12 protein-coding genes are annotated in these 13,798 nt (G+C 66.3%); 8 read left to right on the top strand and 4 right to left on the bottom strand.

The window, feature by feature from the left end:
• Positions 1-9: 9 nt before the first annotated feature.
• The 6 genes from EU800_RS08360 to EU800_RS08335 all read left to right on the top strand — a co-directional run bounded on the left by EU800_RS08360 (position 10) and on the right by EU800_RS08335 (position 7,075).
• Positions 10-1,422 (top strand): sigma-54 dependent transcriptional regulator, encoded by a 1,413-nt coding sequence (locus EU800_RS08360; RefSeq protein ID WP_129630521.1) that lies wholly within the window; start codon positions 10-12, stop codon positions 1,420-1,422.
• Between the two features lie 156 nt (positions 1,423-1,578).
• Positions 1,579-2,955: a Trk system potassium transporter TrkA gene (gene trkA, locus EU800_RS08355; protein ID WP_129630519.1), complete on the top strand. Its 1,377-nt coding sequence runs from the start codon at positions 1,579-1,581 to the stop codon at positions 2,953-2,955.
• Between the two features lie 16 nt (positions 2,956-2,971).
• A complete protein-coding gene (locus EU800_RS08350; RefSeq protein WP_129630517.1) occupies positions 2,972-4,492 on the top strand; it encodes a potassium transporter TrkG in 1,521 nt (506 codons plus the stop codon).
• 150 nt (positions 4,493-4,642) lie between these two features.
• The gene (gene hfq, locus EU800_RS08345; protein ID WP_080616433.1) at positions 4,643-4,876 is read left to right on the top strand and encodes an RNA chaperone Hfq; all 234 of its coding nucleotides are present in this window, start codon (positions 4,643-4,645) and stop codon (positions 4,874-4,876) included.
• The gene (gene hflX, locus EU800_RS08340; RefSeq protein WP_129630515.1) at positions 4,873-6,168 is read left to right on the top strand and encodes a GTPase HflX; all 1,296 of its coding nucleotides are present in this window, start codon (positions 4,873-4,875) and stop codon (positions 6,166-6,168) included. The genes hfq and hflX overlap by 4 nt, the downstream gene beginning before the upstream one ends.
• Before the next feature lie 82 nt (positions 6,169-6,250).
• On the top strand, positions 6,251-7,075 hold the full coding sequence (locus tag EU800_RS08335) for a hypothetical protein (RefSeq protein ID WP_129630513.1): 825 nt from the start codon (positions 6,251-6,253) through the stop codon (positions 7,073-7,075).
• A gap of 10 nt (positions 7,076-7,085) precedes the next feature.
• Here EU800_RS08335 and EU800_RS08330 read toward each other — a convergent pair whose 3' ends face one another.
• A complete protein-coding gene (locus tag EU800_RS08330) occupies positions 7,086-9,545 on the bottom strand; it encodes a penicillin acylase family protein (protein WP_129630511.1) in 2,460 nt (819 codons plus the stop codon).
• A gap of 81 nt (positions 9,546-9,626) precedes the next feature.
• On the opposite strand from EU800_RS08330, the gene EU800_RS08325 reads away from it, so the two are divergent.
• A complete protein-coding gene (locus EU800_RS08325) occupies positions 9,627-10,499 on the top strand; it encodes an NAD(P)-dependent oxidoreductase (RefSeq protein ID WP_129630509.1) in 873 nt (290 codons plus the stop codon).
• A 466-nt stretch (positions 10,500-10,965) separates the two neighbouring features.
• On the opposite strand, the gene EU800_RS08320 is transcribed toward EU800_RS08325, so the two are convergent.
• The 3 genes from EU800_RS08320 to EU800_RS08310 form a co-directional block, all read right to left on the bottom strand.
• On the bottom strand, positions 10,966-11,199 hold the full coding sequence (locus EU800_RS08320) for a ribbon-helix-helix domain-containing protein (RefSeq protein ID WP_129630507.1): 234 nt from the start codon (positions 11,197-11,199) through the stop codon (positions 10,966-10,968).
• Entirely contained in the window at positions 11,196-11,798 is a 603-nt protein-coding gene (locus tag EU800_RS08315; protein WP_165354595.1) for a Hint domain-containing protein, read from the bottom strand. The genes EU800_RS08320 and EU800_RS08315 overlap by 4 nt, the downstream gene beginning before the upstream one ends.
• 235 nt (positions 11,799-12,033) lie before the next feature.
• The gene (locus EU800_RS08310) at positions 12,034-12,228 is read right to left on the bottom strand and encodes a DUF4169 family protein (RefSeq protein WP_129630503.1); all 195 of its coding nucleotides are present in this window, start codon (positions 12,226-12,228) and stop codon (positions 12,034-12,036) included.
• 160 nt (positions 12,229-12,388) lie between these two features.
• Here EU800_RS08310 and EU800_RS08305 point away from each other — a divergent pair, with 160 nt between their 5' ends.
• On the top strand, positions 12,389-13,729 hold the full coding sequence (locus EU800_RS08305; RefSeq protein WP_129630500.1) for a hypothetical protein: 1,341 nt from the start codon (positions 12,389-12,391) through the stop codon (positions 13,727-13,729).
• Positions 13,730-13,798: the final 69 nt, after the last annotated feature.

Here is a 13,798-nt window from a genome sequence, read left to right as displayed (position 1 = left end):
ATCAAGAGTATGGGCGACATTCTTATCACCGACGACGAGAGGGATATTCGCGAACTCGTGGGCGATATCCTGCGCGACGAGGGCTTTTCGGTTCGGCTTGCGGCCAGTTCGGAGGAATGCATGGCCGCAATCGAGTCCGAGCCCCCGGCGCTCATGATCCTCGATATCTGGCTGAAGGACAGCAAGATGGACGGGATCGACATTCTGAAGGCGGTCAAGCGCGACAGGCCGGAGATCCCGATCGTGATCATTTCCGGCCATGGCAATATCGAGATCGCGGTGGCGGCGATCAAGCAGGGCGCCTACGATTTCATCGAGAAGCCCTTCAATATTGACCAGTTGCTGGTGGTGATCCGGCGCGCGATGGAGACGTCGCGGCTCCGGCGCGAGAATACGGAGCTTCGGCGCAAGGACGTGACCTCGGCCGAGATGATCGGCTCGAGCGCCGCGTTCAAGGCGTTGAAGAGCCAGCTCGACAAGGTGACCAAATCGAACGGGCGGGTGATGCTGACCGGACCGGCGGGCGCCGGTAAGGAACTGGCCGCGCGTTACATCCACGCCGCCTCGAACCGGGCCGACGGGCCCTTTGTTTCGGTCAATTCCGCGTCGATCGAGCCGGAACGGATGGAGGAGGTCCTTTTCGGCCGCGAGAGCGCCGAGCGCGGTGTCGAGCCTGGCCTTCTGGAAGAGGCGCATGGCGGGGTGCTCTATTTCGACGAGATCGCCGACATGCCGCTCGGCACCCAGTCGAAGATCCTGCGGGTGCTCGTCGATCAGCAGTTTCAACGGGTTGGCGGAACCGACAAGGTCCGCGTCGATATCCGCGTCGTTTCCTCGAGCAATCGGGACCTCGAAGCGGAGATCGCCGCCGGGAAGTTCCGCCAGGAACTCTATCACCGCCTGAACGTAGTGCCGATCCGGGTTCCGGGGCTCGACGAACGGCGCGAGGACATCCCGCAGCTGGCAGAATTCTTCATTGCCGGCTTCAACGAGAGCCAGGGCCTGCCGCTGCGCCGGCTCGGCGCGGATGCCGTGGCGCTGTTGCAGACGATGCACCTACCGGGCAATGTCCGGCAGTTGAAGAACGTCATCGAACGCGTTCTGATTCTTGGAGATTCCTCGGGTGACATCGGTCCGAAAGAACTCGAGGGCGCGGAGCCGGGCGAGACAGAGGAAGGCCGGATCGTGCTCTCCGGCGCGCTGGCGACGCTGCCGCTCCGCGAGGCGCGCGAGCTCTTCGAACGCGAATACCTGCTGACCCAGATCAACCGCTTCGGCGGCAATATCAGCCGGACGGCGACCTTTGTCGGCATGGAGCGGTCGGCGCTGCACAGAAAGCTCAAGTCGCTCGGCGTGGTGACCTCGTCCAAGGCGGGCACCCGGGTGGCGCATGTCGAGGAGAATTCGCAGGCGGCCGAGTAGGGCGGTACGGGCTGGGCAAGATGAAATGAAGACCTCCGCCAAAAGCCGTGCAAGGCTTTTGGGTTCGCAGGTCCGGGGCGTTGACCCGGCCTGCTTGCTCTGCCATGGCTTGCCCATCCAGTTGAACCCCGGGCGCTTCCCCGGGAGCGAGGCGCGATGAAAGTCATCATCTGTGGCGCGGGCCAGGTCGGCTGGCAGATCGCCCGACATCTCTCCGGCGAGCAGAACGACGTAACGGTCGTCGACAACAATCCCGACCTGGTGCGCCGGGCCACCGATACGCTCGACGTGCAGGGCATCGCCGGCCATGCGAGCTACCCGGACGTGCTCGATCGCGCCGGAGCGCGCGACGCCGACATGGTGATCGCCGCGACCCATTCCGACGAGGTCAACATGGTCACCTGCCAGGTGGCCCATTCGGTCTTTGGCGTCACGCGGAAGATCGCCCGGCTCAGGGCCCAGAGCTATCTCGAGGCGATCTACCGGGACCTCTACAAGCGCGACCACATGCCGATCGATGTGGTCATCAGCCCGGAGCGCGAGGTTGCCGAAGCCGCGCTGCAACGGATCGCTGCGCCCTCGACTTTCGATTCCGAACGGTTCCTCGACGGACAGGTGCAACTCCTCGGCATCGTACTCGACGAGGATTGTCCCGTTCTCAACACGCCGCTTCGGCAGCTCACGGACCTGTTTTCTACCCTGCGCGCGGTGGTCGTCGGGGTGCGCCGCGAAGGCAAGCTCTTTGCGCCCGACCCGGGCGACCAGCTCTTCGCCCGGGACCAGGTCTACATCGCCTCCTTCCGCGACGACGTGGAGCGCACGCTCGGCATCTTCGGTAAGCCCGCTCTCAAGCAGGAGCGGGTGGTGATCATCGGCGCCGGCAATGTCGGCCTGTCGGTCGCCCAGGCACTGGAGCGGAGCGAGCGGCGGATCAGGGCGCGGGTGATCGAGAACAGCCGGGCGAGGGCGGAACGGGCGGCAGACGCGCTCGAGCGGACGATCGTTCTGCATGGCGACGGGATGGATGCCGACGTGCTGGCCGAGGCCAGCGTCGACCGGGCCGACGCGGTGATCTGCGTGACCGACGACGACAAGGTCAACCTGCTCGCCGCGGTCCGCGCCAAGACGCTCGGCTGCAAGATGACCATCGCGCTGGTCAACGATCCCACCATGGCGTCGCTGATGGAGCCGCTCGATATCGACGCCTATATCAACCCGCGCGCCACCACAGTCTCCTCGATCCTGCGCCATATCCGCCATGGGCGGGTGCGTGGCGTCTATTCGATCGGCGATGCGGAGGCCGAGGTGATCGAGGCGCAGGTGCTCTCGACTTCACCGATTTCCGGCAAGGTGATCCGCGAGATCGACTTCCCGGAGGGGGCGCTGGTCGGCGCCATCCTGCGCGATGGCGTAGCGATCAAGCCGACCGCGACCACCCGCATCACCGAGGGCGACATCGTGATGATCTTCTCGCTCACCGCTGACGTGCCGGAAGTGGAGCGCCTGCTGCAGGTCTCCATCGACTTCTTCTGACGGGCCGGTCCGCGCCATGTCCCGCCTGCTCGCCCTGCCGCTCGTTGTCCTGATGATGGGAATCGGCGCGGCTGCAATGCTGGTGCCGGCCGGCTACGCGATGGCGCGGGAGGAGTGGCGGTTGGCGCATGTCTTCGGCATCTCGGCTGTGCTCTTCATGGTGCTGACAGCACTTCTCGGCATCGCGCTCGCGGGCTATCGCATCCGCAGCGTCGCCCGCAGCCAGCTCGCGGCGCTGGTCGCCGCCTACACGCTTCTGCCGCTAATGCTGGCGGTGCCCTTCCAGCAGGGCGTGCAGTCGACGACCTTCATCAATGCCTGGGTCGAGATGGTCTCCTCGATCACGACAACCGGCGCCACGCTCTTCGATCACGAGCGGCTCTCGCCGGTGCTGCACCTGTGGCGCGCGCTCGTGGGCTGGATGGGCGGTTTCCTCGCCTGGGTCGCGGCCTTCGCGATGCTGGCACCGATGAACCTCGGCGGTTTCGAGGTGATCTCCTCCGACCGGGTCGGTGCGGGCGTGCGTCCGGGGCGCCGGTTGGGCCATCTCGCGGCCGGTGACCCGCGCGAGCGGCTGCTGCGGGTGTCGGTTCAGCTTCTGCCGATTTACCTGTCTCTGACGCTTCTCCTCACAGTGCTGCTGGTGTTGGTCGACGAGCCGGCCATCGTCGCGGTCTGCCACGCGATGTCGACGCTGGCCACCAGCGGGATCAGCCCGATCGGCGGGCTGACCAACGCCGAATCGGGCATCCCCGGCGAGATGATGATCTTTCTCTTCCTGCCCTTCGCCGTCAGCCGCCAGACCTTTGCCGGCACCTTCACGCCGCGCGGCGCGCGCAACCTCGCGGGCGATCCGGAGGCGCGGATCGCCCTCGTGCTAGTGCTGCTCGTGCCCAGCCTGCTGTTCCTGCGCCACTGGATTGGCGCCTACGAGGTCGAGACGATCAACCAGGTTTCCCGGGCGCTCGACGCGCTTTGGGGCGACGTGTTCAACGTGCTCTCCTTCCTGACGACGACCGGCTTCGTCAGTTCGCAATGGCAGATCGCCAGCAACTGGTCGGGGCTGCAGACGCCGGGGCTTGTCCTGCTCGGACTGGCGCTGATCGGTGGCGGCGTGGCGACCACCGCCGGCGGGGTGAAGCTCCTGCGCGTCTTCGCGCTCTACCAGCATTCGGCGCGCGAGATGGAGCGCCTCGTCTATCCCTCTTCGGTCGGCGGGATGGGCGAATCGGCCCGGCGAATGCGGCGGCAGGGTGCCTATGTGGCCTGGATCTTCTTCATGCTCTTTGCGCTCTCGATGGCCGCCGTCGCCTCGGCCTTCGCGCTCACCGGGCTCCAATTCGAGGAATCGCTCGTCATGACGATCGCTGCGCTCTCGACCACCGGCCCGGCGGCGCAGATCGTTCTCGATCACCCGCTAAGCTATCAAATCCTTGATGATCCCGGAAAATTTGTCCTCGTCATCGCCATGGCGCTCGGCCGGCTGGAGACATTGGCGCTGCTCGCCCTGTTCAACCCGCAGTTCTGGCGCCGCTGAGTCGCGGCGGGTGCGCCGCACCTCCGTTTTGCAAAACTCTTCGGGCTGGAAACTCCGCCCGACACATACCATAGTGGCCACGACGGGCGGGGCGGCCGCCCGGGAACGAGAGACCGAGACCGACCAACGATAACAAAACAAGGCAAGAAAATGGCTGCAGATAAGCAGAACTTGCAGGACGCATTCCTTAATCACGTTCGTAAGACCAAGGTCCCGGTGACGATCTTCCTGATCAACGGGGTCAAGCTGCAGGGCGTCATCACCTGGTTCGACAATTTCTGTGTCCTGCTGCGGCGCGACGGACAGTCGCAGCTCGTCTACAAGCATGCGATTTCCACCATCATGCCATCCCAACCGATCAGCCTCTACGAGGGCGAAGACTGACCCGCAACGCGCAAGAAGACAAAGCAACTGCCGGCCCGGCCGAACGCGCCTTTGTCCTTCATCCGGACATCCAGACTGATCGTGACCGCCGCGATGCAGCGACGGGCCTGGCCGAGGCCGTCGCTCTGGCGGAGGCTTTGCCCGGGCTGGAGATCGTCGGCAGCGAAATCGTCTCGGTGCGCACGCCGCAGCCGGGAACGCTTTTCGGCTCGGGCAAGCTCGAGGAACTCGGTGCAAGGTTCAAGGCGGCGGAGGTCGGGCTGGTGCTGGTCGACGGGCCGGTCACGCCGGTGCAGCAGCGCAACCTGGAGAAGGAATGGGGCGTCAAGCTCCTCGATCGGACCGGGCTCATCCTCGAGATCTTTGCCGACCGGGCGGCGACGCGCGAGGGCGTGCTTCAGGTCGAACTTGCCGCGCTCTCCTATCAGCGCACCCGGCTGGTGCGCGCCTGGACCCACCTCGAGCGTCAGCGGGGCGGACTCGGCTTCGTTGGCGGCCCCGGCGAGACCCAGATCGAGGCGGACCGCCGCGCCATCGACGAGGCCATCACCCGCATCCGCCGCCAGCTCGACAAGGTGGTGAAGACGCGCGCGCTGCACCGCGCCTCTCGCGCCAAGGTGCCGTTTCCGGTGGTGGCGCTGGTGGGCTACACCAATGCCGGCAAGTCGACGCTGTTCAACCGGCTGACCGGCGCCGAGGTGCTGGTCAAGGACATGCTCTTTGCCACGCTCGATCCGACGATGCGCGGTGTCACGTTGACCACCGGGCAGAAGATCATCCTGTCAGACACGGTGGGCTTCATCTCCGACCTGCCGACCCAGCTCGTCGCCGCCTTCCGCGCGACGCTCGAGGAGGTGCTTTCGGCTGATCTCATCCTGCATGTCCGCGACATAAGCCATCCCGGAAGCGAGGAGCAGGCCGAGGATGTCGAGGCGATCCTGCACGATCTCGGCGTCGCGGACGAGACACCGCGGCTGGAGGTCTGGAACAAGATGGACCTGGTGCCCGAGGACCGTCGCCCGGCGCTCGAGGTGCTGGCCGAGCGCCGCCCCGAAGTGCTGACTCTCTCGGCCGTGACCGGTGCCGGGCTGGACCAGCTCGTCGCGCGCGTGACCGAAGCGCTCGACGGCGTGCGGACCGACGAGACCCTGCATCTCGCGTTTTCCGAAGGCCGGCGCCATGCCTGGCTTCACGAGGCGCATGTGGTGACAGCGGAGCGTCAGGGCGAAGACGGCTGGGAGATTGACCTCCGCTGGACGGCGCGACAGCGGGCGGCGTTCGAGCGGCTCTGAGCGCAGGCGCCCGGCTTTTTGTTGACCGGCCGCCCGTCCGCCCGCAGTATTTTCGGGTATTCCATTACCAGATAGGTTTGCCATGGCCAGTGTTCCGGAGAATTACGGTGTTCTGTCTTCTCATCGTAGGGCCTTCTTCTCGGCCGCGCAGCGCGGGAAAGTGGCCATCGCGGTGCGCGTCACCAAGGGAATGTCGCTGAGGCATGTCGGCAAGGCCTACGCCGCGGCCAAGCGGATCGACTGCAAGGCCAAGACCACCGATTTCGACTTCAAGCGCCCCGATGGCGTGGTCGTTCCCGGCGGCCTGGTGGCAAACCCGCATCTTGCGGGCCAGAACGCCTATGAGGCGGGCAAGTTCGAGGGCGCCAGGAAGAATTGGGCGAAATTCAGCAACGAGATGCTGGCGCCGGAACTCGCTTCCGCAGAGGCGCTATCCGAGATGACCTATGTGCCGGGCGGACGGCAGTATTTCCTCGAGCTGCGGGAAGGCGACCCCTACTGGGCCTGCGTGAAATTCACCTCCTCCGGGCTGATCGCCGCCGGAAAGCCCATCCACGGCGACTATGACCTCTACGACATCGTCCCGATGGACACCCCGTCCGAGAACGTCCGGACGTGGGGAAAACTGGCGGGGCAGGACCACGCGCGCGGCCGGCATTTCATCGACGTGCAGAACTGGGTGAACATGGCGATCGGCTACCCGATGATTCTGCACGGCTCGCAGGCAAAATACCTGCCGGTACACGAGGCCGACGACGGGATCGTCGTCTTCTTTCCGGACGGAAAACTCGAGGCCTACCAGGGCAGCGCCGCGGTCGGGGAGCTCTACCGGAGCCAGTTTGGAGGGCGGTCGCTGCCGCGGGAGAGCCTGAGCGGCCAGGACTTCGTTCCCTTCCACGCGGTCTGACGCTGCGCCGCTATCGCGGCTCCAGTCGCGTGACCCCGACCGCGCCCGCACGCGCCAGTTCCGGGTCGAGCGTCATCGGGATGTATTCGCCGCGCCGCCAGAGTTCGCCGAGATCGTCATAGTGCCGGCTCAGCGGGTGGCCTGACTGGCCGGTGGCGATGATGAAGACCGAGGAATCGGGATCGGCGAAATCATAGACACCGCGATAGCCCGCGGCGTGGACATTGGCGAAGGGCTCCTGGCCGGTGCCGGCGGTGAGCGCGCGTTGCAGCGTGTTGTCGCCGCCGGAGGTCGACTGCCGGATGTTCACGAACCATTTCAGAACCGGCATCTCTCCCAGCACCTGGTGGTCATGGTGCGCCTCGTGGGCATCGCCCCAGCGGAGGCTCTCGAGCGCGCTGCCATAGGTCTCGCCGATCCAGAGAAGCGCCTCGTCGAGCGCGATGCGGGCGGTGTCGGAACAGGTTTCGACCATGGTGGACTGGCGGATGTCGCACCAGGCCGAGGCACCGTCGATGTCGCGGAAGACCCGCTCGATAAACAGCGGTTCGGGATGGGTGAAGGCATCGGCCAGCGGGCCGAGGTCATCGACGATCAGCTTGCGCTGCAACTGCCGGAGCCAGGCGGCGTAGATCAGCGGCTCCGGCAGGTGCTCGTTCATCTCGCCGTTCCAGTTTGCCAGCATCTCGAGCGCCTTCTGCCGCTGACGCTCCGGCGTGCCCTCGGGGGCGGCTTCGCCGGTATACCAGAGGTCGCGGGCGATCAGCGGCAGCAGCGAGCGCGCGGTGAAGGAGACCGTGTCGAGCTGAGCGGCGATGAAGCTCTCGCGAGTGTGGACCTCGCGCTCGGCCATGAGTTTCTGCCAGCGCTGGATGCGTTGCGTGTCGCCCCAGAGATAGCTCACATGCTCCGGAAACGGCCGGTCGATCGTCTTGTTGTTGGTATTGCCGACGATTCCGCCGGCCGGATCGCGCAGCCGCGGATTGGTCTCGTAGGGCAGGATGCCTTGCCAGCGATTCTGCTCCTGCCAGCCAAGCGACGGAATGCGGCCGAGGCCGACATGGCCCGGGTCGCGCGCCGGCAGGGCGCCCATGAGTTGTAGTGCGACGCCGTCGCGGTCGGCCAGCACCATGTTGACCGCGGGCGCGACGTGACGGCCCCCCGCCGCGATTGCCTCGTCTATGCTGCCGGCCTGCATCAGCTCCAGCATTGCCTGGAATGAGGTGTCGGTCTCGGAAAGCCCGGTCCAGGCGAGCGCGGCCACATGCCCGGGAGGCGTCACGCCTTCGAGTCCGAAATGGCTTCCGGGCAGGACTGGGCCGTTCTCGGACCAGCGCAAGGTGATGGTGACCGGCTCGGCATCCTTCACCTGGATGATCGAGCGCTCGGTGCGGAAGTCCTTCCAGCCCTCCGGCGTACGGTAGCTCTGCGCATCGGCTGGGTTCAGCTCTTCCATGAACAGGTCCTGATCGTCGGCATAGGAATAGGTGAGGCTCCAGCCGAGCCGCTCGGAGCGACCGGCGATGACCGCGGGCACGCCGGGGATAGTGGCGCCGATCACCCCGCCGCTGGCGAGTTCCAGTCGGGCGAGATACCAGATCGAGGGCGCGGAGAGGCCCAGATGCGGGTCGTTGGCCATCAGCGCCGCACCCGCGGCGGAGCGGGCCGGGGCGGCGGCCCAGGCGTTGGAGGCGCCCGACAGGCGAGGGGCGCTGATTGGCGTGAGCGGATCTGCGGGCCAGGGGGGCAGGGAGGCGACGTGATGGCCTTCGGGGAAGAGCGCCCCGTATTCGGCCGTGCCCATGCTGGCCGTGCCCGGCACGTCGGGCAGAAGGTCGATCAGTCGCTCGGGCGGCAGGACCAGGGACGCCGAGGCGCGAAGGATCTCGTTCTGCATGTGTGGCGTGAGGTCGAGCGCCATGAGTTTTAGGATGGCGATCGAATCCGCTGGCTGCCACGGCGCGATCTCGGGCGAGAACAGGAAGAACTCCGGGGCGCCGCGGCCAAGCGCCTCGGCGTTGACGATCTCGATCCAGGCGTTGACACCGGCGGCATAGGCGCGCAGCGCCTCCCGCGCTTCGGCGCTGAGCGCTGCCAACGAGGCATCGGCGGCGCGGTAGAGGTCGAGCCGGCGGAGGAGTTCGTCGGTCTTCACGGTGCGGGCGCCAAAGAGTTCGGAGAGCCGGCCCTGCGCGGTGCGGCGCAGCATCGTCATCTGCCAGAGCCGGTCCTGCGCGTGGGCAAGGCCAAGTCCAAAAAGCACGTCCCCGTCGGTTTCCCCGAAAATATGGGGCACGTCGGCGGTGTCGCGCACGATCTCGACCGGGGCTGTGAGCCCGTCGACCGTCCAGGACGCATCGTAGTCGGGCAGGGAGCGGCTGGCGAAGAAATAGACGAGCACGGCGCCGACCCCGACGAGTCCGAGCACGAGCATCACGATCCGCAAAGTCCAGCGGAAGACCCGTTCCATCCTGCTCCTTTCAATTGACCTGCGCGCTGAGCCGGGTAGGTCTGAACGGAACCTAGAGCAAGGACGAATGAGGGGAAAGACATGGCGAAAGTAGCGTTTCTGGGCTTGGGCGTTATGGGATATCCGATGGCCGGACATCTGGCGCGCGCGGGACATTCGGTAACGGTCTACAACCGGACCGCGGCGAAGGCGGAGGCGTGGGTGGCCGAGCATGGCGGCGCAATGGAGGCGACGCCGGCGGCGGCGGCGGCGGGGGCGGATTTCGTGATGTCCTGCGTCGGCAATGACGATGATCTGCGGCAGGTCTGCACCGGCGAGGACGGGGCCCTGGCGGGGATGGCGCCGGGGTCGGTTTTCGTGGACCACACCACCGTCTCGGCGGCGGTAACGCGAGAGATGTATGCGGCTGCTCGTGCTCGGCAGGTCTCCTTCATCGACGCGCCGATTTCCGGCGGGCAGGCGGGGGCCGAGAACGGCGCGCTTTCCGTCATGTGCGGTGGCGACGAGAGCGCGTATCAGCGCGCCGAAGCGGTGATCGCCGCCTATGCCAACATCTGCCGGCGGCTCGGCGAGAGCGGCGCCGGCCAGATGACCAAGATGTGTAACCAGATCGCGATTGCCGGGCTGGTGCAGGGGCTCAGCGAGGCACTGCATTTCGCCGAGGCCGCGGGGCTCGACGGTCAGGCGGTGGTCGAGGTGATCAGCCAGGGCGCGGCGGGCTCCTGGCAGATGTCCAACCGCTACAAGACGATGCTGGACGACCATTTCGACCACGGCTTTGCCGTGGACTGGATGCGCAAGGACTTGAAGATCTGCCTCTCGACCGCCGACGAGGTGGGGGCGAGCCTGCCGGTGACGGCGCTGGTCGACCAGTTCTACAAGGACGTTCAGAAGATGGGCGGCGGGCGGTGGGACACCTCCTCGCTCTTCAAGCGGCTCCGGGAAATCGGCTAGGCCGGCCGCCAAAGTCCGCCCTGCTGCGGCACCCCGCAGCGGCGCCGGGAGCTCTACCGCAAGGAAGCCGGCGCGCAGGCCGCGATGTCGCGCTGTTCGTCCATGTCGAAGCCAGCGCGCGCGACGGCGCCTATGCCTGGCAGGTTCCGGGCGAGATGGAGTGCGGGCTCCTGCAGACCTATTTGCAAGCCTTGCGCGCGCTCTGGGTATATGGCCGGTCCGGGGCGCTGCGAGGCGTGATGCGGCCCGCGAAAGGGCCGGCAATCGCGGCGCTCTATCCGGCGACGCTACTGCCGCTGCAAAGGGGCCGCCCTTATGATCACCTGGGCGATCGGCTGGGCCATTGCCGGTGTCGCGGCCTGGTGGGCGGAGATTGTGGGGTTTCTTGCTGTGCCGCCGCTCCTCAGCTGGTTCGCCCGCTACGCCCCCCTGATCCTCGCCCGCTGCCTGCTCCAGCCGCGCCGGGTCAGGGCGTCCGCTCTGCCAGCTTCATCTGAAGCTCGCGGAGCACGAAGAGCCGGATCGCCGAGGCCAGCCCCATCTCGAGGCCGCGCGCGCGGTCGATCTCGGCGGCCAGTGCGTTGACCGCCTGGCCACGATCGCGGGCGATCTCGCGGAACGCCAGCCAGAACTCGTCTTCGAGCGAGACGCTGGTCCGGTGGCCCGAGAGTGTCAACGAGTGCTTGACCGGCCGGCTCATCGCTTCCGCCCTGCGCGCAGCCGGACCTCGGGACCATAGCGATCGAGCCCGTGTTCCAGTTCCGGGAAACGGGCAAGCACCTCGGCCCGCTGTCGCCGGTTCTCCGGCACTGGGGTCAGCGCCGCGGGGTGAAAACTCTCGACGGGCAGGCCGTCGACAACCACTATGGCGTGGCGCTCTGGCAGGAGTTGGACGTAGGTGACGGCCCGCGCCGGGGCCGGGCGGATACCGCAGAGTCCAACCATCTCGTGCGCCTCGATGAGCACGCCGACCTTCGGCCCCCCCGGCAGCACCAGATGTATCCCCGCGCGGGGCGAGAGGCGCAGCGGCACCCGCGGGCTGCCGCCGCCAAAGGCGTTGCGTGGGATCTCCACCGGTCCGAGTTCCGGCCGCTCCGCCATCTGCCGCGCCGTTACCGCCCGTCGTCCGACCCATGCCAGCGGCAGCGCACCGTCGTCGATCGTCAGGACCTCGTCGCCCGGCTCCAGCAACCCGGCGGCGCGCGGCCCTGCGGGTGTCATGATGCGGGCCTCGGCCGGCACGGCGGCTTGCAACCAGGCGCCGGGCTGAAGCGGCGCCTCTTGGAGGTCGGTGCGCATTCCGGGCGCAAGCACGAAAGGCCGCGGTACCTGCCGCGGCGTCGCCACGGGCCGGGCCCGTGCGAATGCTTTTCCGGGGACGCGTTCCATGCCCCTGCCTTGCCGATCCTGCCTCGATCCGCCCTTTGGGCGGCGGCGCCTTGCGCCATTCTGTTCTTGCCGTCGAGATTTGCCCGCAATCCTGCGGCGGACAATCCGGATCTTCTGCAAGGGTCTGATTTGTGGCGGAAATGCCCTAGTCTTCGGAGGGCTCGCCGGGGGCCAGCCGGCCGGCCTCATGCGCGAGGGAGGCGCGGTCCTCCTCTGCGCGGGCGCGTTTCTTCTCGGCCTTGGTCAATCCGTGGATTGCAGCGTTCCGGTCTGCCCGCTCGCGAGCCGCCGTGCGGGCGCGATCCTTGCGGGCCTTGTTGAGATTGACGAGCTTTGCCATGTCGATGCTAGTGCTTTCCCGGTCGCACTACCCTAACCCGGTGCTGCCGCCGGAAGAAGCGGATCTGTGAAATTTTTGCGACATTTCGGGGCGGGGCTTTGACCGAAAACCGTGGTTTGGCTACCGCTCCAGCATCTTTCGTTAACCCAATGGATTCCGCATGCTCCGTCTTCTTCTTTCTTCCGCTGCCATCCTTTCGCTGCCGCTGATTCCGGTCCAGGCCGGCGCGACGCCCTGCGCGGTCGCCGGAACTGTCTACACCTGCACCGGAACAGGTCTCGATCCGATATCGGACGATGCCGACAATATCGACATCACGGTGACCACCGGGTCCTCCGTCACCGCAACAAGTTCCGATGCCATGACCGGCTCCGGCGCCAATGTCAGCATCCTCAACGAAGGCGACATTGCCAGCACAGGCAATCGTGCCATCGAGTTCGATGATGCCGACGGACTGACGGTCAACAACACCGGGACCATTTCGGGCGACGGAGACGCGATCAAGGCCGCCGGCGGATTCTCGATCACCAATACCGGCACGATCACGGCCGGGGATGACGCCATCCAGACCGAGGATGCCGCCGATTCCTCGGTCGTGTCGATAACGAACGAGGGGCTGATCGACGCCGCCGACAAAGCGATCACCGTTGGCGACAATGTCTGGCTCGAAAACACCGCAACCGGGACAATTCTCGCCGGCAATGAAGGTTTCGAGGCCGGCGATTTCGCGACGCTGACCAATATGGGCGCCATCTCCGCCTTTGAGGACGCGGTGCAGGTCGGCACCGACGCCTTCCTCGAGAATTTCGGCACCATCGCCAGCAGCGGGCCGGGCGGGGACGGCATCGATATCGACGATGGAATGATCATCAACCATGCAGCCGCCTCGATCACCGCCGCGGGCGAGGCGGCGATCGATTTCGATGCCGGCGGCGACAGCGAAATTACCAATGCCGGTCTGATCGAGGGGGTCGAAGGCATCATTGTCGAAACCGGCTTCGATACGGAAGGCAACCCGAACGGGGAAGCGGCAAATACCGGCGCGCAAGCTATCTACAACAGTGGCCGGATCGCCGGCACCGGCGGCATCGCGTTGCTGCTGGGCGAGGGCGCGGACCGGTTGCACCTCTTCGACGGCGCCGAGATCGTCGGTTTGTCCGATTTCGGCGCTGACACCGACACGCTCGCCTTCGAAAGTGCCTTCTACGGCAGCGACGGATTTGCAGATCTGTTCGACGGCGGCGACGATGTCGACACCGCCATTTTCAACTTCGACATCGCCGACATCGCCGGCGCAACTTTCCTTTCAAACGTTCTGACGCTGAACTTTTCCGCCACAGTCGGCGGTTTCGACGTCGATTTGACGAATTTCGAGCGCTTCGTCTTCAACGATGGGACACTGGAGCTCTCGGACTTCGTGCCGGCCGTTCCGCTGCCGGCGAGCGTGCTGCTGCTCGGGGGCGCGCTCGTGGGCCTCGGCCTGCGCCGCCGCCGCGGCTGAGCCGGAACCGGCCATCCAGAAAGCAGACAGGCGCCCGCGGGCGCCTGTTTGAGTTTCACATGTGGTCGG

This window comes from Tropicimonas sp. IMCC6043, from assembly GCF_004146235.1.
Classification (GTDB): Bacteria; Pseudomonadota; Alphaproteobacteria; order Rhodobacterales; family Rhodobacteraceae; genus Tropicimonas.
Note: the sequence above shows the minus strand (reverse complement) of the source record. Positions and strands in the feature narration are given on the sequence as shown.